The sequence below is a fragment of the Cyanobium sp. WAJ14-Wanaka genome (assembly GCF_024345375.1).
Taxonomy (GTDB): domain Bacteria; phylum Cyanobacteriota; class Cyanobacteriia; order PCC-6307; family Cyanobiaceae; genus Cyanobium_A.
In genome coordinates this window covers 425,362-446,068 of record NZ_JAGQAZ010000001.1, presented here as the reverse complement: position 1 = coordinate 446,068, position 20,707 = coordinate 425,362, and the positions used below count along the sequence as shown (strand labels likewise).

The window sequence follows — 20,707 nt, the reverse complement described above, 5'->3', positions numbered from 1 at the left end:
GCGTACCGACTTGTTCAGCCGAGAAAGGGATCCAGGAAGCTGAGTGGTCTGGCCATGGTTTCGGAAAATCCAAGGATGCCCTTGTCTAGGTAGCTATAGAGAACAGAGTCGTCTGCATCCAGCAGGAAGGTGCCACCCCGCTGGGTTAGGAAGTCGTCGCAAGGCACATAGGTGCGCCAGTGGCCCACCACCTCGGCCATGTTGCGCAACCTGACGGTGGCCAACTCAAAGGGGCGCTGGAAGCCAGTGCCTCCGGCCCGGGCAAAGAACGAACCCTTGATCGGCGGCAGGGGCCCGGCATGGATGGTTTCATCGTCGGCGATGCGCTGGGGGGCTTGGCGATCGCCCGTATAACCGCGCAACACCTCAGCCAAGGTGCCGGGAGAGCCAATGCCGGCACACATCAAAAGTAGGTTTGGCCAGGGTCCACCGATCTGACCCAACCCCGGATACAGCCCCAGGTCACGGTGCAATTGGGGTTCGGCGTCGACAAGCAGTCGATCGCGGGGGAATCCAGTGAACTCGCAAAACCGCTCGGCACCGGCAGCCTGGCCGATACCGATCGCCAACACGGAGATGCCGGCGGACTCCAGTTTCGGCAGCACAGGCACCAGGACCTGGGCGTATTCGATGCTGTCAAAATCCCCCAGCTGGGGAAGAAGTAGCACTAGGCGGCGCCGCCCAGGCCCCATCTCGGCCACGCCAGCCAGACGCTCAAGCAGGGGCGCAGGACCGGGATTGGCAGGGCTGGACATGGGGACAGGTTGCAACAAGGCAGTTCATGTTGGCGCGCCCAAGCGGGCAGTTCGCCGTAGCGATTAGACAACCTCGTAATTGCCCTGGAGGTTGCCTGTTGACAAAAGAAGCCGCCACGCTTCGACCAATGCCAATCACACCTGCTGTGACTGGAATAATCGAAACCCTCTCCTTCCTGCGTGATCCAAATTTCGCCCTTTCGCGCTTTGAGCACTACGGCGATGTCTATGGCACCACCCTTTTGGGGCAGCGCACAGTTTTCATTAGGGGAGATAGGGCCATCCAGGACCTCTTCGCCCAGGGCGATGCCATAGAGGGCTGGTGGCCAGACAGCGTGCGCAACCTGCTGGGCCCCCTATCCCTGGCAAATCGAAATGGGGCCGAGCACAAAGCCCGTCGTCGTGTTGTGGGGCAGCTATTTACTACAGCCGCTCTTAGGCGCTACAGCCCGGCAATCGTGAAACTGGTAAATGAACTCCGGCAAGATTTACTCGCCGAAGCAAATCCCGTGGCCCTGGTTCCAAAGCTGAGGCGATTTGCTTTCAGCGTGATTGCCAGCACGGTTTTAGGGCTCAATGCTGTTGATCGCGAAGACCTTTTCGTTGACTTCGAAACCTGGTGTCAGGGCCTTTTTTCCCTGCCATTTGCCCTGCCAGGTAGTGCCTACTCCCGTGCGCTTCAGGCTCGCCAACGGCTACTTAGAAGACTGTTGAAACTGCTGGGGGAGGCCCAGGAAGCCGCAGCGAAAGGATCTGCCCTCGCCAGCGGTGGGCTCGACCTACTTGCTGGCGGCCTGGATGAAGCTGGCCTCAGCCTGGGCGATGAAGACGTAGCAGAACAACTGCTATTGCTGCTATTTGCCGGCTACGAAACCACAGCTTCATCCCTTAGCTGTCTGCTGTTGAAGTTGCTGGAGCACCCTGAAGAGTTGGCTTGGCTTCAAGAGGAGCTGGCTGAATTGGCCTGGCCTCCGAGCGAAGGGGAGGCCGTAACGGCCTACGACGCAAGCCGAGCCCCAAGACTTGATGCCGTTTTGAAGGAAGTGATGAGGCTTGCCCCGCCCGTGGGCGGCTTCTTTCGCAAAACCCTGGAGCCAATTGTGTTGGCAGATGTGCTGGTCCCGGCCAACAGGGTGGTGCAGGTAAGCATCAGCGCCAGCCATATCCACGGCAACAACGAAGAAGATCTTGGAAACTTCCAGCCCAAGCGCCATTACGACCGATGCAGTTCAGCAACCCTGCTGCCCTTTGGAGGTGGCGAACGGGTCTGCCTTGGCAAGGCCCTGGCTGAGCTGGAAATTCGCCTACTTGCAGTAGGGATTCTCAAGCAGCTGAGCCTGGCATTGGAACCGGAACAGGACTTGACCCTCAGGGTTATTCCCAGCCCTTCTCCCAAGGATGGTCTGCTAGTGCGATCAGGCCCAAGGCCATCCTGATCGCCACCTGAATCGAAGCGGAAATAGCCAATCTGGAAAAGGGTGAACCGCCGTGCCGTTTTGCCCCAGTGTTCGACCTGGCAGAACCAGAAGGGGGGTCAAAGGCGTGGCTCCGTTTCCGGCTACGAGGCCGGTTTACTTTGCCGTCGCTGCAGACCCCCCATGTCGAAAGAGAGTCAGATCAGAAAACTGTGAAAGGCAGTCACCAACACAGCAGTTCATCGCCAGCTTAAACGGCTTTTCAGGAGGCCAAGGGGTGCTCAATAGGCAGGGGCCAAATCGCCCGCACCTGGGCTAGCCGCTGCTGGGCCTGCTCCAGTCTGTGGTCGTGCGAATTGCCATCGAGCACCAAGGTCACATGGCCAAGTTTTCGGCCGGGGCTGGATCCCTGCTTTCCATACCAGTGCACAGAGGCAGCTGGCAAACAGGCCAATTGCTCTCTCTTCTCGGCGTAATCCGATTGGGAATGCTCAAAGCCCAGCAGGTTGACCATCAGGGCTCCGGGCAGCTTCAGGCCCACGGGACCTGGGGCCATACGCGCCACAATTCGGACCTGCTGCTCAAACTGGCTGGTTTGGCAGGCCTCGATTGTGAGATGGCCTGAATTGTGGGTGCGGGGGGCGATCTCATTCACCTGCATTCCCCCAGGCCCATAGAACAATTCCACCGACAGCACTCCCACGTAGTCGAGGGCGGTGAGTAGGGAGGCAGCAATGTTGCGGGCAAAGGCCTGGGCCCCATGGGGCACTGCCGCAGGGGTCAGAACCCAATCGCAAACCTGTTGCTGCTGGTGGGTTTGCACCAACGGATAGCAATGCACCTGGCCGGAATGGTCACGGCAAGCCAACTGGGACAACTCCATGCTGAAGTCGACCAGATCCTCCAAAATCCACTCCTCGGGTTTTACGCCGGCCACCAGGGCATCAAGTTGCTGCTGACTGTGCAAAACCTCCGTGCCCTTGCCGTCGTAGCCACCCGTTGAAACCTTGGCCATCAATGGGAATGTCTTGCCCTCGGGCAAAACGCCATCGGCAGGGAGGTCAAACCAGCGGGGAGTGGGCAGATGCAACCGATCCAGCAGTTGCCGCTGACTGCGCTTACTTACCAAGGGGGCCAGGGCCTCCAGCTTTGGCACAAAGAGAATGCCCGATTCCTGGAGGAGCAGCAGGGAATCGAGGTCTACCCACTCATTCTCAAAGGTGATCGCGCCGCTGCGCAACGCCAGGTTGCGGGTGGCTGAGCTGTCCCTCAGGGCAGCCAACACAACAGAACTCGCCACTGCCGTGGCTGGATCTGCCGCCCCGGGGGTCTGCACATGCACAGCCACACCCAATTGCTGGCCGGCCATGGCCAACATCAAGGCCAACTGACCTCCCCCAACTACCCCAATGGAGTCGTGGACAGCAGAGCTGGGTTTCACGGAAAACAAAAAAGCACCCACGCGGCGCCAATCAACCAGATTCGCATCCCATGCAACGGCCTGTCGGCCTAGGTGAGGCCGCGATCACCGGCGAAGGCAAAGCGAATCAGGCTCAGCAGCAGCACTATCAAAAACAAGGCCAAACCAACGGTGCAGGCATAGCTGATCTCCAGTTCGGAAAAGGCCTGGTCGTAGACGTAATAAACCAAGGTGCGGGTGGAATCGGCCGGTCCGCCCTGGGTCATTAGGTAAACCTCCTCAAAAACCTTGGTGGCCGCAATCGCTGAAATAACAGCCACCAGGGTGATGTATGGCCGCAGCAGCGGCAGGGTGATGTCTAGGTGCTTGCGCCAACCCTCGCTGCCATCAAGCGCTGCAGCCTCGTAGAGATCTGGGGAGATGCCCTGGAGACCGGCCAAAAAGATCACCATGAAATAGCCCAGGCCCTTCCAAAGGGTCACGAACATCACCGCCGGCAGGGCCAGGGCCGGCGAGGTGAGGAAGCCAATGGGGCTGAACTGATCCCCTAAAAGCGCCGCCAACCAACCATTGATCAAGCCGTTTTCGGCGTAGAGCCAGCGAAAGGCAATGGCCGCCACCACGATCGAGACCAACACCGGGGTATAAAAAGCGGCCCTAAACCAGTGGATTGCCGGCAACTTGCGGTTGACCAGCACCGCCAGCACCAAGGCCCCAACCACCACGGGCGGAACCACACCAAACAGATAGAGAAGGGTGGTGCCCACCACCCGAAAAAACATCGGATCGCCCAGCAGCCGCTGGAAGTTGGCAAGGCCCACAAATTTGAGGGGCTCACTCACATCGAGCCCGGTTTGGGTAAAGCTCATCAACAGGGCCATCAGCGCCGGGATCAGCACCGAAATGGCCAAAAGCACAATGGCTGGACCTAAAAAGCCCCAGGCGGTAGCTGATTGGGTACGGGAAGCCATGCTCACCATTCTGCCGGCCCATCTGGGTCTGGGCCCCCCACAAAGGATCGATCCACAAACGGAGAGGTCATCGCCCGCAGTAGGGCGCTGTAGCTGAGTTGAAAACGCTGTTCATCGCCCACCTGCAGGGGCGCTCCTTCACAGCCCACGAGCAGGTGGTCACTGGAGGCCCCCAGGATTGAGATACCCGCAGCGGGCGTCAGGCCGGCCGGGTCAACATCCTGTTCACCTAGGGCCAACAGGGCTCGGTGGGCTGGAGGGGAATGGGCTAGAGGCAACTCCGCGCAAGGGAGCTGGCCTAATTCAGGATCCGAAAGCTGTTTAGAGAAGCTGGTGTGCTGGCGGTGGCCCCAGGGCTCCACGGGCTTGAATTTCGCTTCAATCACCTCAGCCACCAGGGTGATGGCATCGGTATGCATGCCTGGAATCGGCGTGCGACCAAGCGGTTCTCGCCCCAAAAGCAGGGCCTCCCCCAGTCGCAAATGGTTGATCCGGCCCAAATCGGCACCGCTAGCCAACCAGGGCAAATTGGCTGAATTTCCCCCCGAACACCAGGGCAACTGCACCTGGAAGCGACGCTCAAGGGTGTTGGCCAAGCCCGTAAGGACAGCCATGTTGGCCTGATCAGGAGCTACACCGTGCTGACAGCCCAGGTTGGTGCCAATTCCCTTCAGTTCCAGGCTGGGCAACCCCAACACCAGTTGGACCACCTCCTCGAGCTCCTCCACCAGCAGCCCCTCGCGTAGGTCGCCAAGTTCGACCATCAGCAGCACGCCATGGCGCAGCCCCTGGCGCATGGCCGCCGCCGCCAGGGCCTTCAGCACCTTCACCTCGCTATTGCAGCTGATCGCTGCATGGGCCACTACTCGATCCACCTGGCTGAGCAGGGGCGAGCGAATCAGCAGCAATGGCACCGCCAACCCAAGACGGGCCAGGGCTTCGATGCTCTCGATCCGCGATTCACCGATCGAACCCACCCCCGCCGCCACCCAGGTCTGGACAATCTCCGGCAGGCCCAAAGTGGCCTTGCTGACACCGGTTATGGCAATGCCGCGCCGGCCCAGCCGATCCACCAAGGTGCTGGCGTTGTGATGGAGCAGCCCGAGATCAATCTCGAGGCGCAATGGACTCAAACGGGCACGCTGCAGGCACCAGCCAGTTCGGGAAAGGCGCGCAGCACCATCGCCACGAGGCGCTCGGGTCCACGGCTAATCGCATCGGTCACTGGGATGGCCAGTTCTGCCTCATAGAGGGCGATTGCAGCGGTTAGGGCAGCCCTATCCAGGCCCTCATGGTTGAGGGTCAGGCCGATCACCCTGGTGGGAGAAAAGGCCTCAATCAGGCGGATCTCACTGGCCGGGCTGGGCACCGGCAGGAAGGGGAAATCACTGAGTTTTCGCCGGGCCGGGGCATGCTGCAGGATCACCGCTTGGGGCTGACTGCCGCGCAGGATGAAAGCGGACGAAAGGTAGGCCGGGTGGCTGAGGGCCCCCTGGCCCTCGATCACGATCACGGCGGGACGCTCGCTCTGGTATGCCTCGACCACCGCTGCCTCCACCTCCCCTGAGCAGAACTGGGAGGGAATCGCATCGAGGGCGATGCCGAAACGGCCGCCCTGGATTAGGCCGGTCTGGCCGGTGCTGACAAGCAGCGCTGGGATGCCATGGTCCTGGAGGGCCTGCACCAGCAGCGTTGCGGTTGTGCGTTTACCAACGGCGCCATCGGTACCCAGCACGGCAATGCGCAGGCAACTGGCCTGGGCGATGGAGCCATTGAACAGCCTCAGATCCTTGAGCTCGGGGGGGCGCCGCACATCGCGGATTGAGACCTGATGGAGCTGCGATCCTCTGCCGCATAGAGGCCGTTGGCTGGAGCCATGCCATAAATAAACGTATTCAGACTGCTGCCTGGCATTGCGAGGGCCTCAGCCAGGTCGGCCACGATTGCCACACCGTTGGCCACACCGTCGAGCACCATGCCCGCATCCAGGCCAGCGCAGTGGCTGTCAATAACGGCACGGATCTCAAAGGCTTCGCAATGGCGCACCAGTCCGTGGGCGGTTTTGCCATCAAGGCCTGCAAACTGGCCTTCGCAATAGACAACGGCGCCGGGACGCAGCGGAGCCAGCCACACTGCAGCCGAGGGGGTCAGGTCCTGGACCTGAGGTAAAAGTGTCAAAGGAAACCGGGCCGATCCGCCAGCGACTGCGGTGGGTCAAGGGGCGAGCGCTGCCGCAAAGGGAGCAGCGGTCGGCGGTGCTGGAGACAGCGGACCAGAAGTGGCCGCTGATTGGCGTGGTTGCCCAAACCCTAGGCCCAATACCAGGGCTGCCGCCGTAACCTCCAATTCCTCTGACCAGAGCCATGGGCGCCGCAGCCACCATCCGCAGCATCGAGGTGGAGCTGGACGCCAACCCCTACCCGATCGTGATCGGCACGGGCAGCCTCGACCAGCTCGGCGAACGGATCATTGCCCAGGGCATCAAGCCAGGCACCAAGGTGTTGCTGGTCACCAACCCTGTGGTGGAACAGCACTACGGAGCCAGGGCCATGACAAGCCTAGAAGCCGTCGGCCTGCTGGCCAGCTCCCTGGTGATTGAGGCCGGAGAGGACCAAAAAACCCCGGCCACGGTGGCGCTGATCCACGATGCCGCCTTCCAGCAGCGGCTCGAGCGGGGTTCATTGATCGTGGCCCTTGGTGGCGGCGTGGTGGGTGACATGGCAGGTTTTGCTGCTGCCACCTGGCTACGGGGCATTGCCGTGGTGCAGGTGCCGACCACCCTGCTGGCGATGGTCGATGCGGCCATTGGTGGCAAAACCGGCGTCAACCATCCGGGCGGCAAAAATCTGATTGGCGCCTTTCACCAGCCCAAATTGGTGCTGATCGACCCGAGCAGCCTGGCCACCTTGCCGGTGCGGGAATTTCGAGCCGGCATGGCCGAGGTGATCAAATACGGCGTTATCGGCGACAAAGACCTATTTACGGAACTTGAGGCCGTTGCCAGGGCCAACCCCCAGGGCGGCTTGGCAAGCCTTGGGGCCGTGGGTCCCGACCTATTGCAAAGCCTGCTGGAGCGCTCAGCCGCAGCAAAGGCCAAGGTGGTAGCCGCCGATGAGAAGGAGGGCGGGCTCAGGGCAATCCTCAACTACGGCCACACCCTCGGCCATGTGGTGGAAACCCTCTGCGGCTATGGCACCTATCTGCACGGAGAGGCAGTTGCCATCGGGATGGTGGCCGCTGGGGCAGTGGCGCAGACCATGGGCCTCTGGAGCGCCGCCGACCAGGCCCGCCAGATAGCGGTGATTGCCGCGGCTGGCTTGCCAGCTGTCTTTCCGGACCTGGCCAGTGGGGAGGTGCTGAACTGCCTCCAGGGCGACAAAAAAGTGAAGGAGGGAAAGCGGCGCTTCGTGCTGCCCACCGCCATTGGCAAGGTAGAAATCCGCAGTGATGTGGAGTCGGCCACCATCCTCAAGGCGATTGGGGCACCAAAGGCCTAGGCCTGGATTCGCATGGGCAGGCCTTGGCCATCGATCTCTCCGCCAAGGGCCAGGGCAGTTCCCTCGTAAATACGGCGGCAGCTCCAAAGACAGGCCAGGGCATCGAGGATGTCGTCGTCGGCAAGGAGGGCCCGGGGGAAGTTGATGCGAATAGCCCCTGGCACCCCAGGGAAAAGCTGCTCCACTAGGGCCAGCCGTTGGGCCCTGCCCCCCGCGGTGCGCTTGGCCCCAGCCATCGGTTCGCCCCCATTCCATTGGGCAAATGCCAACTCCGGATGCACCTCATGCACCCGATCAAGCCGGCCCTGGTCTGCCCTCAGTAGGCGATCCAGCTGTTCAATTTTGGGCAGCAGGTAGTAGGCCTGCTTGCTCAATTTCTGGCCGCAGGCGGCCTGGGAGCGGCCGCAGGCATCCGGGTAGTCGGCAGCCCCCAGCACGGCCCGCACCGGAGCAGGGAAAACACTGCTGCGCCTAGGGCCCAGCCGCTGCCTGGCAAGGCGATCGCAGGGTCGGGGCCCCGCCTCTGCCAGGCCGATCGGCATGTCTATCGCCACCAGGGGCAATTCAGGCCCACCTTGGTCGATAAAAGCTTCTGCTTCGGCGTGAATAGCCCAGCTGATCTGGCCAGGGGGAGTCGTCTGCACCACCAGCCAGCCGCCGCGGCAGCCATCAACGCCCAACAAGCGCGGCATTAACTGCCCATCAATCTGATGGCGGCGAATCTGCGCACGCCGAATCAGTGGGCGGTGAATCTGGATCCAGGGCCACCTCCAGGGTGGTTAGCAGTAGGGCCAGGGCCGCAGATCGATCCAGCTCCCCACCGCTGACGCTGGCGAGCCATTGGCCGCAGAGCTCCTCGATGTGGCGAAACAAGCCATCGCCCTGGCGCAGGTTTGCCATCCAGCACTCGGCGCTCTCCAGCTCTGCCTCCGGTGGCAGGGAAACCACATAGCGGAGCCCATCGGTGCCCGTATAGGTGAGGTGGCCTTCGGTGTCGAACACCGGCGCCGCATGGGGCGTCATCGGATCGGGCAGGGGGGCCATGGCATCACCCGCAGTAATCACTGCCTAGGGGCGCCCGGAGTTCTTGCCAACCCCAGGGAGCCAGGCCATCAGCAGCGCTTATCCGTTGGATCTGGGCGGTTTCGAGGGGGATGGCCATCTCCCCTGAGTAGGCCCTGCTGCCAGATGCCGCATTGCCGCCACAGTCCAAATAGGAGAAGCAGCCCCACCCCAGCAGCAAGCTGGGCCACCAAGCTGGGTAAGACGCCAACGGCCACAGCTGCAGCCACGCAACCAGCCAGCAGCAGGGGGCGGATCCGGCGCAACCGCTTGAGGGCCCTGGAGCAGACCCGGCAGTGGAGGGTATGGGCCTGGTAGCGGTCCATCAGGGCGTCACGGCCCAGGCGCGGCGGCAGCTCTTGGCCGGGGAAAGGTTCGCCCCCGTAGCGATTCACCCAGTCGTGCAGGGCCCGAACGTAGACATCGGCCGCCGTGGGCAGGAAGCAGGAGCGGGCAAAGCTGGCACTGCCGCCCCGCTCCGCCAAGGCCCTTTCCTGCCAGTGCAGGAAGACCTGGTCGTCTTCGAGGATTGTGTGGTTGGCAAGGTGCTGGAGCCACTGGGGCCGCAGGCGCAGCAGCAGGCCAGGCAGGGGTGAGGCGAAGCGAAAGGGGAACCTGGCAAACAGTCGGCATTCCCCCCGGCGCATCGGCGTGGCGTAAACCACCGTCAGGAAGCGGGCAAATCCCTTGGCCTCCAGGTCGTGCCACATCAGCGCTGGCGCCACAAAGGTGGTGTGTTGGCTGCCAAGGGCACCCCGGCGGGGCCCCTCCTGCCAAAAGGCCGTAAACCCCTCAGGCCCAAAGCTGGTCAATTCCGCCTCCACCGGTGAAGCGTTCTGGCGGCGTCCCACGGTGCGGTGGTGGGTGAAGGGGACATGGCTCACATCGAGCACGTTTTCAAGGAGGGTCAGGGCATCCATCGGCAGATCACGGAAGATGTCCTGCACCACCCAGCCCGGTGCCTCCACCTCCGGCACCAAGGGCAAAGGCACGGCATCGGCATGCTCGGGAGGCCCGGCAAAAACAAACAACAACCCCTGGGCCAGTCGCGTCTCAAAGCGCTTGGCACAGCTGCGTTGGGGAAGGGCTTCGGCCGGCTCCCGCTGCTGGGGAATGGTTGTACAGGCCCCCATGCCATCGAAGCTCCAACCGTGATACGGGCATTCCAATTCGCCCCTGCCATTGATGCGGCCCTCACTTAGGGGCACTAGGCGATGGGGGCAAACATCGGCAAAGGCCTGCCAGCTATCGCCATGGCGATCACACCAGAGCACCAGGTCCTGGTCCAACAGGGTGAAGGCCGTAGGCCGGGTCGGATCAAGGTCGACCTCGTAGGCCACCGGGTACCACTGCTCGCTCCAGCTCAAATCAGAAAGGTTCAGGGGGCTGTCACTCTGCCTAGCCTGAGGCGCTGATTGCGCAAACCGATCAATGCAAAGCCCTGCCGCGTCACCAGTACCTGGATCAACCCTTGCCGTCAGCGGCGCATCGGGCAAAACCGGTTGGCGGGTGGTGCAGGAAGCCCTGGAGCGCGGTTACCGGGTGAAAGCCTTGGTGCGGCCAGGATCCGAACTGCCAGCGGGGCTGGAGGGGGCCGAGGTGGTGCGGCTGGAGCTGCATCAAAGCCAGGCGCTGGAAGCGGCCCTGCGCGGCTGTGATGGCCTGGTGATCGCCACCGGCGCCAGGCCTTCGGTGGATTTACTGGGCCCCCTGAAGGTCGATGCCTTTGGTGTGGCAGACCAAATACGGGCCTGTCGGGCGGTGGGACTGAAGCGGGTGGTGCTGGTCAGTTCACTTTGCGCCGGTCGCTGGCTGCACCCCCTAAACCTGTTTGGCCTGATCCTGGTCTGGAAGCGGCTCGGCGAAAGCTGGCTCGAGCAGAGCGGTATCAACTGGACCGTGATCCGCCCAGGTGGCCTCAAGGAGAGCGAAGCGGAACTGGAAAAGGAGGGGGTTGTTTTCAGCGGCGCAGACCAACAGGAAAGCGACAGCATTCCCCGACGGCTGGTGGCTCGCGTCTGCCTGGATGCCCTGGAAACGCAGGCAGCCATTGGCCAGATTGTCGAAATCACTAGCCGACCCGATCCGGCTGCCCCGAATCTGCAGCAGTGGTTGGCGGCCCAGGTTCCCGGCTGAATAGGGGCTGGAGTGGGGCCTGGTTACGACTAAAGGCAAGCCAGCGGAAATCGCCCAGGGCAATGGGATCTACAAGCCGCAGCAGGGCCTCACGCCGGGGCAGCAGCTCCCCTAGTTCGAGTTGTTGCAGCCCATGCAGACGCTCCGCCAAACCCAGGGCCAACAGCGCCTGCCCCTGGCGGCACTGGCCAAGGGCCTGCCAGCCACTGGCGGCGGCAGCGGCCTCCAGGCTTTCAATACAGATATGGGCGGTGAGGTCCCAGCTGCCGGGATCAAGCAGCGGATCGCCGCTGGCCCGCTGGTCCCGGTAGGCCATCAGGGTGCCTTCACTGCGCGGGGGTGCGTAGTAACGCCAGGCCTCATGGGCGTAGTCGACCACCAGCAACATCCCGGCGCTGAGGGCGGCGGCGCAATCCCCTAGCCAGGGCTCCAGCCCCGGATGGAGCTCGCTACTCCAGCCCTCGCCCCGCTGGGGATTGGCCGGCAGCAGGCCCAGCTGAACCAGCTGACCATCCGCAGCAGGGGAAAGGGCAGGGCCAGGCAGCAACTGGAGCGACGCTTCAGCGTCACCATCCACCAGGCAAACCAACTGCTGACACCACTTGCCATCACTCCAGACAATCCGCTCGACCGCCAGGGCGTCAAGTACCTCATGGGCCAACACCACCCCCTGCACCGGGTCTGCGGCCAGCTCGGCAAAAGTGCTCCAACGCAGGGGTAGGGGGCAGTTGGAAAGGAGTGTCCGCTGGCGCTCGGCCATGCCGGGATTGGGCTCCACCAACACCAGGCTGAGCCGCCCGGCCAAATCGGGCCAGTGGCGCTGCATTTGCCAGGCCAGGTCTAGGGCCAGGCTGCCCTCCCCAGGGCCGGCCTCGACCAGGCCCAGGGGCTGGTCGTGGGGGAATTGCCCTAACCAATCGGCCAACTGCACGGCCAGGAGGCCCGCGAAGTCGGGGCCGAGGGACGGGGAAGTGGCGAAATCCCCTTCTGGACCAATCCGCAATTTGCCAGCGCCATAGGCCCCGTGCTCAGCGTCATGCAGCACCCAATCCATGTAGGTGGCAAATGACACCGCACCGCCCGCCGCAGCGATTCGCAGCCGCAGCCAATCGGGCACTTGGAGTTCAACCACGGTCCATATCCCGGCTCAGACACAATGCTGCGAGCATCGAAGCAGGGGCATGGGTCGTTTAGCCAGGGCATGGGGCCGGCAGTTGTTCGCGCTGGTGGCAGCCCTGGTGCTGATTCTGCCTGGTTTCTGCGGGCCAGCACTGGCCTATGACAACCCGGACCTGCTGCCCGATCACCCAACCCCGGTGATTGATCTGGCGAAAATTTTTAGTGACGCCCAGCGCACCAGCCTGGAGGAGCAGCTCACCAAATTCGAAGCAGAAAATGGCTGGAAAGTGCGGGTGTTAACCCAATACGACCGCACCCCTGGCCAGGCAGTGAAAAGTTTCTGGAACCTGGATGAACGCAGCCTGCTGGTGGTGGGTGATGAAAGGGGCGGCAACCTGTTGAACTTCAACGTGGGCGAGGGCCTATTTGCCCTGATGCCTCGCACCTACTGGGTGGAGCTGCAAACCCGCTTTGGCAACCAGTACTACGTGCGCGACCACGGCCAGGCCGCAGCGATCCTGGATTCAGTGCAAGTGGTGGAGGATTGCCTCGAGAAAGGCGGCTGCCAAGTGGTGCCCGGCCTGCCCAGGGAGCAGTGGTTACTGACCCTTTCCACCTCTGTTGTGGGCGGTCTGGTGGTGGGCTTCGCCGGCTATCCCCGCAAGGAGGGCCGCCGCTTCGAATGGGGTTGGGTCTTGCTGCTCTCGCCCCTGTGGCTGATCATGTTTGGGGCCCTGGGCCTGGGGCCAATCCTCACCCGCACCACAGAGGTGCTGCCCCTACTGCGCAACAGCCTGGCCTTCCTGGGTGGAATTGTGGTGGCCTACCTGGTGGCCCAAAAGACCGTGGGTAAACCAAAGCCTCAGGAATAGGTCGGCCTAAGGAAGCCGCTTCAGGGCCTCAAGGCGGCACTCAATTGATTCGGCCGGCAGGCAGCTGGGCTCAACGGCCACCTGGGCCACTTCACCTCGCAACTGGCTGAGGTTGTCTTCATAGAAGCGCCTGAGATCGTGGAAGCGCCGCACCGGCTGGCCATAGAAACTCCTGCCGGCCATGGTCGGGAAAGAGGCCCATTCCGGTGCCAGCCTGGCCGCCAAATGGGGGGTAAACAGCCCCAGATCAGCCAGGGCCAGGGCGCCGCGCCGTTGGATCAAAAAGATCGCTGCCTGGTCCTGAACCTCCGGCCCAAAGGCAGTGAGCCCCAGGCTGCGGGAGGCCAGTGACCAGGTGAAGGGCATGAATTGATAGGCCCCGGCAGCCGCACTGGCATAGCCGGATTTGCGGATCACCCGATCCGGGTGCCGATCGAGGGAGGGCATCAAGCCGCCGCCAAACATCACCCGATAGCCAACGGCAGTGCCGCCAGCCCAGGTGCCCTCTGCGTAGCGAATGGTGTTTAAAAGGGCCCGCCGCTCGGGGGTGATGGCGAAAAGCCGTGGCGCCGGAGGAGGCAACCGGAACACCAGGCGCTCGCCGGCCTCCTCAGGCTGAGATGCAGACGTCTCAGGTACAGACGCCTCTGACGCGGAAGCAAGGGGGACCGTAAAAGCTGACGCCACCAGTGCGGATAACAACAAACAACTGGTGCGGAGCTTTGGCAAAACAAATAACTCGCAATTAGTTGGCAGGGCCAACAACTTGGCGCCAATTTGCCAAATATCTGTCAAACAGGCAAGTCTTGGATGCCAATAGGTCAATTGGCATGACAGCAAAACGACTGCTACGACTGGCCTATGGCAACTTGAATGATTGTCTGGGCGGCCTGCTCGCAACCGTCTGACGGCAGGGGGGACCGGCTAGCCGCCAGCAGGGGACGATCGAGCTGCCAGTCGCCGCGATGCCACTGCTCCTGGCTCAGCAGGCGGTGGCGGCCATGGCGCTGCAGGGCCTCCTCAAGAACAGCTGCCTCGGCAAAACCGGAGCGATGGACCAGGTGGATCCCCACTCCCTGGCTGAGGGCCTCACAAAAGCTGCTATAGCCGGGCTTGGTGATGACCCTTTCGCACAATCGCATGACCTCCAATGGGCGAATCCCCGGAGGTAACAGCCGGCCGTTTGCCCGGCTCGCCACCAGCGGATCGGTGCTGATGAAAGTATGGCCGGGCCAAAGGTCGAGCAGCTCGGGCCTAAGAGCCATGCCCAACCCCCCAAAACTGATCAAAACGCAGCGAGCCGGATCGGCGGGCAAGCCCAGCTGCGTGGCCAGGGCCGACGCCTCCAGTCGCGGGGTGCCTGCGGTCAAACCCAAGCTGAGTGTTGGCAATCCCCAGGGCATCGGCATCGCCAGGGGGGCCTGGAGCAGAAGCTGGCCCTGGCGATAGAGGGCCAGGGCCCCATCGGCCCAGCCTGAAAACTGGGGGCCCATGGCCCCGTAGATGCCATCCCAGCCAAAATTGGCCAGCCACACCAGCGGCGCCCCGAGCCGTTGGGCCAAAAGGGCCGCCGCTGGCGGCACATCCGCCATCACCAGGATTGGTTCCGCCTGACTCAACAGCCAGTCCACCTCCCTTTCCAGTTGGCCAGGCAGCTGTTGCTCCAGGACCTCCAGGGCCAACAGGGTCGCCACTGGATCAGCCCCGAGGGCGTCGGCCTGGACCACACCCACATCCCACTGGCAATGGCGCCTCTCGAAGGGCACGGGCCCCAGGGCCATGGTTAAAAACGACTCCGGCAAGGAGGTGGAGAGCACCAGCCTCCAGTCGGGCCGCAGCTGGTGCAAGGCCGTCAATACCGCCGCGCTGCGCGAACCATGGCCAAAGCCGTGGCCGCTGATACAGGCCAGGATCAGCACTTGCCTAGAACGCCAGTGGCGACTTGCGGTGCCAGAGCTGGGGATGGGGCAGAAAAGAGCTTCTCCTCATAGAGACACTCGCCCCCCAGGCCAAACCAACGGTGGCTGACATGCACCAAGTGCATGCCTTCAAATTCCACCCAGCTGAAATGGCGCAGCGCCCGACCCTGTTCATCGGTGCCATGGCGAGGCACGGAAGCCGTATTTAGGTAGGCAGTGCCGGCCCGATCTGTGCAAAAAGTCAGACGGTGTCCCTGGCCCCGCCGCAGGACGTGATGCATGTGGCCAAAGACCACCAGGGGCAGGGGCCGCTGGCGTTGGATCTGCTGGACGGCCAGGGCCAGATCCTGATCACCCCAATCACAGGCTGGGGGCTTCCAATCCTTGCCGCAGGGGGATGTGGCATCACTGCCGAGGCCCGTGGGACCGCTATGGCCCAGGAGCACCAGGGGCCATTGGGGGCTGGCCCCCTGGGCGGCGGTGGTGATCCTGTTCACCGAATCCTGCAGAGTGACTGGGCCAAAGGCGGACAGGGCTGCCTGGGAAAGGTGATAGCCGCCGCCGGCCGTAGCTGGCCGCCCACCCACCACGGACAGGCCGGGCAATTCCCGCAGCCGCCAGCCGCAGTGGAGCTGGCCCAGGGCCGCAATTTGGCGCTGCAGGGTTAACCCCGAGGAGTCCTTGCCCGTGTCGTGGTTGCCCAGGATGCAAGCCACCGGCAGGGTCAGCTGGCGCAGCAGGGCAGGGATGCGCTGCTGACCATCGCTGAGGTCGCCGACCACCAGCAACGCATCTGGAGCGAGGGTCTCAAGCAGCGCCTGGTCGGTGTGGTCCCACGCGCCGTGAAGATCGCCCGCAATGGCGATGCGCAAATCAGCCAACCCCGGTGCCTAGGCTGTGATAATCCTGCATCAGCTGGGGATTTCGTTGGTTTTTGCGAGAGGTTCGAACACGGTTCCGGCTGACCTTCCAGGGGCAATAGCGGAGCTGCGAAAGCAACGCAAGGCCATCATCCTGGCCCATTACTACCAAGACGACTCGATCCAGGACATCGCCGACTTCATTGGCGATTCCCTAGAGCTCTCCCGTAAGGCCGCGGCCACCGACGCCGAGGTAATCGTGTTTTGCGGTGTGCACTTCATGGCCGAAACGGCCAAAATTCTCAGCCCCGATAAAACGGTGCTGATTCCTGATCTGGAGGCGGGTTGCAGCCTGGCCGATGCCTGCCCAGCCGATGGCTTCGCCAGCTTTAGGGCCCAGCATCCCGACCACTTTGTGGTCAGTTACATCAACTGCTCGGCGGCGGTGAAAGCCCAGAGCGATTTGATTTGCACCAGCAGCAATGCGGTGTCGCTGGTGCAGCAGCTACCTGCGGATCGGCCGATTCTTTTTGCCCCGGACCAAAACCTGGGGCGCTGGGTTCAACAGCAAAGCGGCCGGGAGCTCACCCTCTGGCCAGGCAGCTGCATCGTGCACGAAACCTTCAGCGAGGAGGCCCTGCTGCGCCTAAAACTGGCCCACCCGGAGGCGGAGGTGCTGGCCCATCCGGAATGCCAGGAGCATTTGCTTGATCAGGCCGATTTCATCGGTTCCACCAGCGCCCTGCTGCGCCGGGCCGCCAGCAGTGAGGCCAGCAGCTTTCTGGTGCTCACCGAGCCGGGGATCCTGCACCAAATGCGCCTGCAGGTGCCCGGCAAGGCCTTTTACGAGGTGCCCGGAGCCGATGGCTGCAGCTGCAATGCCTGCCCCTACATGCGGCTCAACACCCTGGAGAAGGTCTGGAGCTGTTTAGAGACCCTCAGCCCTGCCATCGAACTTGAGGAGGGCCTGCGCCAAAGGGCCCTGGCACCAATCGAGCGGATGCTCGCCATGAGCGCCTAGGAAGCCTTCTCCAATCTTTTGACAATCAGGGCCATCAAGGCCAGGGAGCCGCCAAGGGCCAACAGTAGGCCGATCGTCACGAAGGAAGAATCCATAAATAATTTAACTATCACCAATGGGGCAGCCTCGCAATCGGAGCCGGGCTTTGTCTAGCCGCTCTACACCCGGGACATGGGTAAAGCCGGCCACTTGACGCCGGGAGCCACCCGCTCCCAACGTGGGTGCTTCTGGCTAGCCGGCCGCAGGCTCCCCCGTTTTGGAAACCGCTGCGGCGAGAGCGCCCAAACCCCTTTTGAAGAGGAAAAGGGCCCTGGTGGTGGCCATTCCAGCGGGCCTACTCACCTTTTTGGTGGCCATTGCCCCGCCGATCGGCAATGGGCGCCCCGACGCCGGCGCACCCCTGATCACCGCCGCCGATGGCCAGCCCTTTCGGTACATTCCAAACGACCAGACCTACGCCCTCGATTTCGACCCCCGGGCGGTACAGCTGGATTTATTTGAGGGCTGGGACAGGGAACAGCAGGCCTACGACGACCGCTCAGCCCTGGCCTACATCTCCGGGCCGATGTACGAGCGCCATGTGGACCGCAGGGGCCAGGAAATCACCGTGCCGTTGGGCGACATCAAACTGGGGGATCGGGTCTGGCGGGGCCTAAACCGCACGGCAGCGCGGCAGCGCGCCTTCATTGGCATTCGCCATGACGGCAGCGTCGAATTCGGTTATGGCGAACTGACCCCCGCCAGGGCCCGGGAATTCGAAAGCTTTATTGGTGGCCTGCACAGCCTCTACAACGACTTGGGTAGGCCCCCCTCTGCCTACAAGGGGGCCTACAGCATCTCCATGGGCCAGCAGATTCGCTACTTTCTGCCGCGAATCAGAATGGTGATCGGCCTGCGGCCCGATGGCAGGGTGGAAGTGCTGATGAGCAGGGACGGCCTCACCCTGGAGCAAACCAGGGAGCTGGCCAGAAGCCGCGGCCTCAGAGCTGCCTACCTGCCCGACCACGCCTCAAAAAGCCGCTTCATCATCCCCGGGGTGAAGGGCTTCAGTGATGCTGACGCCAATTGGATCAGTGGCGGGGCCACCAGTTTTGTGCACGTGCCCTACATGCTGCGGCTCAGCCGCCGCCATCAAATCCTGCAGGGTTCGCTATTGGCGGGCATGGCCAGCCGCAGTGGTCCATCCGGTTGCGGCAACCCCTTCCAATGCGGCCAGACCCTCGGCGGCCAATTGGTGGATAGGGCCCTAGCCGGCTTCAACCGGTTGATGGAAAAGGGGGTTGATCCGATCGCCCGGCTGATCTGGGCACCCAAGGGCAAGGGTGGAAGCAACAGCGACAGGGCCCCCTTCCGGGAGACACCAATCAGCGCCGACCCCCTTGCCCTCCGTCAGCAGCAGCAAGAGGCGACCCAGGGAGCCGACTACCAGAAACCAAATAAAGAACTAAACCTGCCCGCGGATTTGCCACCACCACTGCTACTTCCAGATGGATATGGCCTAACTGAACCAGCGGAGCCGGCAGCAGCAACAGCTCCTGAGGAGAGTGGCGACCCCAATGGGGAAGGTGCAAGCCAGCCGCCGACGGCACCGCCACCACCAACCGTGGGCTCGGTTAAACCCGGGGCCCCTGCCGCACCGCCACTGCCACCGCCCTAGATCAGCCTGCAGCCATAGCTCAGCCGGCCGCCGCTAGGGCCCGAACCACATCGCCGCGGGTGAGCATGCCCACGGGATGTTTTTGGTCGTCAACCACGATCAGCCTCTGGGTACTGCGTTCGTGCAGGAGTTTGGCGGCGGCGGGCAAGCCCAAATCAGACAGACAGGTGTGGGGCGAATGGCCCATCACATCACCCACGTTGTTGCCAAGCACCTGGTGAACCTGCTTGTCCCACTGCAGGGGATTGCGCAGGTAGATCACGGAATCGAGCAGCAACACATAGGGGCCGGCGTCAAAACCGCTTTCACGGACCATTAGGTCCTGTTCGGTGAGTTCACCGACCAACTGGCCATTGGCATCCACCACCGGTAGGCCACTGATGTGGTGATCACTCATCAACTGCACAGCTTCCTGCAGGGGGCTCTCGGCCGTGACCGTCAGCACGGGGCTCGACATCACGGCAGATACGGGCTGTTGCACCACGGGCAAAATTGCTGAACTGCAAGCATTCTGGGGGCGAGCCTGAGGTTTCGAATGGGGCCATGCCGCCTACGCCAACTTGCCGATGGACTCACCATTGGCCGTGCCGTTGTGGGCTTGCCCCTGCTAGTGGCCCTGGCCATGGGCCAGCAATCCCTGGCCTGGTGGCTCCTGGCCCTCGGCGGACTCAGTGATGCGGCCGATGGCTGGCTGGCCCGCCAGGCGGGTGGTGGCTCGACCTGGGGTGCCCGACTCGATCCCCTCACCGACAAGATCCTGATCTCCGCCCCCCTGCTCTGGCTGGCGGCCAGTGGGGCACTGCCCCTCTGGGCGGTGTGGCTGTTGCTGGCGCGGGAACTGCTGATTTCAGGGTGGCGATCCGCCCAGAGCAGTGGCGGACCCGCCTCCCTGGCCGGTAAGGCCAAAACGATCCTGCAATTTGCGGCGCTGCTATTACTGCTCTGGCCGAACAGCTGGGGCATGGGCCTTGGTCTGGCTCCCCAGCTGGGCGTAGGTCTGCACGGCCTCGGCTGGTGGCTGTTTTGGCCCTCCCTAGGGCTGGCCCTCAGCTCGGCAATTAGTTACCTAAAAGCAGGGAATCGCCGCTGAAATCAGGGGTTGTGGCTGGGCGCTTGGCGTAGTCGTTTTGGTAGCTATCGGCCAGACCGCGCTCCAGGTCGTAGGCGGGCTGCCAGGCCAATTCCCTTTGCAGCCGATGGATATCGGTAAGGAAATGGGCAATCCGCAGGGGGAAGGCCTTACGGGCCTTTGGGTCCAGGGCAGATGGATCAAAACTGCGTATATCGACAGACTCGGGATCCTTGCCACAGGCCCTGGCTGCCGCAAAGACCAGGCCCCGGAAGGTCACGCCCTGGGCGCCACTGCAGTTGTAAATCCGGTTGCTGGCCGCATCCACATCGATGCAACGGGCCATCGCCACCGCCAGATCGGCCACATGGCCCAGCTGGGTGATGGTGCTGCCATCTCCGGGAAGGGGGATCGGCTGGCCATGGACGATCCGATCAAAAAACCAGGCCTCAACAGGGTTGTAATTGCCCGGGCCATAGATGTAAGTGGGCCGAAAGCTTGTGAAGGCAATGCCCTGGCTGCGCAACCAGGTTTCCGTTTCCTGCTTACCGGCGTGGCGGCTGGCCGGATCGGTGGGGCTGTCCTCGTCGAGGGGCCAGAGCTCACTGTCGGCATAGACCCCCGCCGAGCTGACATACACAAAGCGATGGCTGGGGGCACCGGTGCGCTCAATCACCGCCCGGGAATCCTCGAGGCTGCGGCCGGAGCTATCGGCGATCACATCAAACTGCCGGCCCTTGAGCTGGTCGAGCGACTCAGAGTCGGTGCGGTCCCCCACCAGGTGCTCCACCCCCTCTGGAGCGGCCTTCTTGCCCCGGGTAAACAGGGTTAGGGAATGGCCAGCCCGCAGCCAATGGGCCACCAGAGGCTTGCCCACAAAGCGGGTGCCACCCATCACGAGAATCTTCATCGGTTAATGGGGCGCCAGCGGCCG

Annotated in this window: 22 protein-coding genes and 1 other RNA gene; 7 read left to right on the top strand and 16 right to left on the bottom strand. The window is 62.9% G+C overall.

Translation table 11 applies throughout. The features are described 5' to 3' along the window. Positions 1 to 14: 14 nt before the first annotated feature. Positions 15 to 692, bottom strand: a complete 678-nt coding sequence (locus tag KBY49_RS02575; protein ID WP_396099534.1) for a peroxiredoxin-like family protein — start codon at positions 690 to 692, stop codon at positions 15 to 17. Positions 693 to 901: 209 nt separating this feature from the next. On the opposite strand from KBY49_RS02575, the gene KBY49_RS02570 reads away from it, so the two are divergent. Continuing rightward, complete coding sequence (locus KBY49_RS02570; protein WP_254933200.1) at positions 902 to 2,191, top strand: cytochrome P450; 1,290 nt, start codon at positions 902 to 904, stop codon at positions 2,189 to 2,191. A 40-nt stretch (positions 2,192 to 2,231) separates the two neighbouring features. Here the strand turns inward: KBY49_RS02570 and ssrS are convergent. The 6 genes from ssrS to KBY49_RS02540 form a co-directional block, all read right to left on the bottom strand. Then, a non-coding RNA gene (ssrS, locus tag KBY49_RS02565) (6S RNA) lies at positions 2,232 to 2,414 on the bottom strand. 18 nt (positions 2,415 to 2,432) lie between these two features. Then, positions 2,433 to 3,632 (bottom strand): 5-(carboxyamino)imidazole ribonucleotide synthase, encoded by a 1,200-nt coding sequence (locus tag KBY49_RS02560; RefSeq protein ID WP_254933199.1) that lies wholly within the window; start codon positions 3,630 to 3,632, stop codon positions 2,433 to 2,435. A gap of 47 nt (positions 3,633 to 3,679) precedes the next feature. Beyond that, on the bottom strand, positions 3,680 to 4,561 hold the full coding sequence (locus KBY49_RS02555) for a carbohydrate ABC transporter permease (protein ID WP_254933198.1): 882 nt from the start codon (positions 4,559 to 4,561) through the stop codon (positions 3,680 to 3,682). Positions 4,562 to 4,563: 2 nt separating this feature from the next. Next, on the bottom strand, positions 4,564 to 5,694 hold the full coding sequence (locus KBY49_RS02550; protein ID WP_254933197.1) for an alanine/ornithine racemase family PLP-dependent enzyme: 1,131 nt from the start codon (positions 5,692 to 5,694) through the stop codon (positions 4,564 to 4,566). Beyond that, a complete protein-coding gene (locus KBY49_RS02545) occupies positions 5,691 to 6,374 on the bottom strand; it encodes an NAD-dependent epimerase/dehydratase family protein (RefSeq protein WP_254933196.1) in 684 nt (227 codons plus the stop codon). The genes KBY49_RS02550 and KBY49_RS02545 overlap by 4 nt, the downstream gene beginning before the upstream one ends. Then, entirely contained in the window at positions 6,344 to 6,739 is a 396-nt protein-coding gene (locus KBY49_RS02540) for a hypothetical protein (RefSeq protein ID WP_254933195.1), read from the bottom strand. The genes KBY49_RS02545 and KBY49_RS02540 overlap by 31 nt, the downstream gene beginning before the upstream one ends. A gap of 185 nt (positions 6,740 to 6,924) precedes the next feature. Here KBY49_RS02540 and aroB point away from each other — a divergent pair, with 185 nt between their 5' ends. Next, positions 6,925 to 8,058 carry a 3-dehydroquinate synthase gene (gene aroB / locus KBY49_RS02535; protein ID WP_254933194.1) on the top strand — a complete coding sequence of 378 codons (1,134 nt, stop codon included), beginning with the start codon at positions 6,925 to 6,927 and terminating at the stop codon, positions 8,056 to 8,058. Here aroB and KBY49_RS02530 read toward each other — a convergent pair. The 3 genes from KBY49_RS02530 to KBY49_RS02520 all read right to left on the bottom strand — a co-directional run bounded on the left by KBY49_RS02530 (position 8,055) and on the right by KBY49_RS02520 (position 10,487). Continuing rightward, positions 8,055 to 8,750 (bottom strand): DUF429 domain-containing protein, encoded by a 696-nt coding sequence (locus KBY49_RS02530; RefSeq protein WP_254933193.1) that lies wholly within the window; start codon positions 8,748 to 8,750, stop codon positions 8,055 to 8,057. The two genes, aroB and KBY49_RS02530, sit on opposite strands and share 4 nt — an antisense overlap. A 10-nt stretch (positions 8,751 to 8,760) precedes the next feature. Continuing rightward, positions 8,761 to 9,102: a hypothetical protein gene (locus KBY49_RS02525; RefSeq protein ID WP_254933192.1), complete on the bottom strand. Its 342-nt coding sequence runs from the start codon at positions 9,100 to 9,102 to the stop codon at positions 8,761 to 8,763. A 68-nt stretch (positions 9,103 to 9,170) separates the two neighbouring features. Continuing rightward, positions 9,171 to 10,487, bottom strand: a complete 1,317-nt coding sequence (locus KBY49_RS02520) for a Rieske 2Fe-2S domain-containing protein (RefSeq protein ID WP_254933191.1) — start codon at positions 10,485 to 10,487, stop codon at positions 9,171 to 9,173. A gap of 64 nt (positions 10,488 to 10,551) precedes the next feature. Between KBY49_RS02520 and KBY49_RS02515 the strand changes: the two genes are divergently transcribed. Further along, positions 10,552 to 11,256, top strand: a complete 705-nt coding sequence (locus KBY49_RS02515; protein WP_254933190.1) for an SDR family oxidoreductase — start codon at positions 10,552 to 10,554, stop codon at positions 11,254 to 11,256. On the opposite strand, the gene KBY49_RS02510 is transcribed toward KBY49_RS02515, so the two are convergent. Then, positions 11,192 to 12,388 carry an SAM-dependent methyltransferase gene (locus tag KBY49_RS02510; RefSeq protein ID WP_254933189.1) on the bottom strand — a complete coding sequence of 399 codons (1,197 nt, stop codon included), beginning with the start codon at positions 12,386 to 12,388 and terminating at the stop codon, positions 11,192 to 11,194. The two genes, KBY49_RS02515 and KBY49_RS02510, sit on opposite strands and share 65 nt — an antisense overlap. 49 nt (positions 12,389 to 12,437) lie before the next feature. On the opposite strand from KBY49_RS02510, the gene KBY49_RS02505 reads away from it, so the two are divergent. Beyond that, entirely contained in the window at positions 12,438 to 13,247 is an 810-nt protein-coding gene (locus tag KBY49_RS02505) for a TPM domain-containing protein (protein WP_254933188.1), read from the top strand. A 6-nt stretch (positions 13,248 to 13,253) separates the two neighbouring features. On the opposite strand, the gene KBY49_RS02500 is transcribed toward KBY49_RS02505, so the two are convergent. The 3 genes from KBY49_RS02500 to KBY49_RS02490 form a co-directional block, all read right to left on the bottom strand. After that, on the bottom strand, positions 13,254 to 13,976 hold the full coding sequence (locus tag KBY49_RS02500; RefSeq protein ID WP_396099532.1) for an endolysin: 723 nt from the start codon (positions 13,974 to 13,976) through the stop codon (positions 13,254 to 13,256). A 119-nt stretch (positions 13,977 to 14,095) separates the two neighbouring features. Further along, positions 14,096 to 15,166: a hypothetical protein gene (locus tag KBY49_RS02495; RefSeq protein WP_254933186.1), complete on the bottom strand. Its 1,071-nt coding sequence runs from the start codon at positions 15,164 to 15,166 to the stop codon at positions 14,096 to 14,098. Further along, positions 15,160 to 16,047 (bottom strand): TIGR04168 family protein, encoded by an 888-nt coding sequence (locus KBY49_RS02490; protein WP_254933185.1) that lies wholly within the window; start codon positions 16,045 to 16,047, stop codon positions 15,160 to 15,162. Before KBY49_RS02490 ends, KBY49_RS02495 begins: the two co-directional genes overlap by 7 nt. A 46-nt stretch (positions 16,048 to 16,093) precedes the next feature. Here KBY49_RS02490 and nadA point away from each other — a divergent pair, with 46 nt between their 5' ends. Both nadA and KBY49_RS02480 read left to right on the top strand, forming a co-directional pair. Beyond that, positions 16,094 to 17,047, top strand: coding sequence for a quinolinate synthase NadA (gene nadA / locus KBY49_RS02485; RefSeq protein ID WP_254933184.1), 954 nt, complete (start codon positions 16,094 to 16,096; stop codon positions 17,045 to 17,047). Between the two features lie 316 nt (positions 17,048 to 17,363). Beyond that, positions 17,364 to 18,704 carry a hypothetical protein gene (locus KBY49_RS02480; RefSeq protein ID WP_396099236.1) on the top strand — a complete coding sequence of 447 codons (1,341 nt, stop codon included), beginning with the start codon at positions 17,364 to 17,366 and terminating at the stop codon, positions 18,702 to 18,704. A 19-nt stretch (positions 18,705 to 18,723) separates the two neighbouring features. On the opposite strand, the gene KBY49_RS02475 is transcribed toward KBY49_RS02480, so the two are convergent. Next, positions 18,724 to 19,161, bottom strand: coding sequence for a CBS domain-containing protein (locus KBY49_RS02475; RefSeq protein WP_254933183.1), 438 nt, complete (start codon positions 19,159 to 19,161; stop codon positions 18,724 to 18,726). Positions 19,162 to 19,239: 78 nt separating this feature from the next. On the opposite strand from KBY49_RS02475, the gene KBY49_RS02470 reads away from it, so the two are divergent. Further along, positions 19,240 to 19,794, top strand: coding sequence for a CDP-alcohol phosphatidyltransferase family protein (locus KBY49_RS02470; RefSeq protein ID WP_254933182.1), 555 nt, complete (start codon positions 19,240 to 19,242; stop codon positions 19,792 to 19,794). Here the strand turns inward: KBY49_RS02470 and KBY49_RS02465 are convergent. Further along, positions 19,763 to 20,683: an NAD-dependent epimerase/dehydratase family protein gene (locus tag KBY49_RS02465; RefSeq protein WP_254933181.1), complete on the bottom strand. Its 921-nt coding sequence runs from the start codon at positions 20,681 to 20,683 to the stop codon at positions 19,763 to 19,765. The genes KBY49_RS02470 and KBY49_RS02465 overlap by 32 nt on opposite strands. Positions 20,684 to 20,707: the final 24 nt, after the last annotated feature.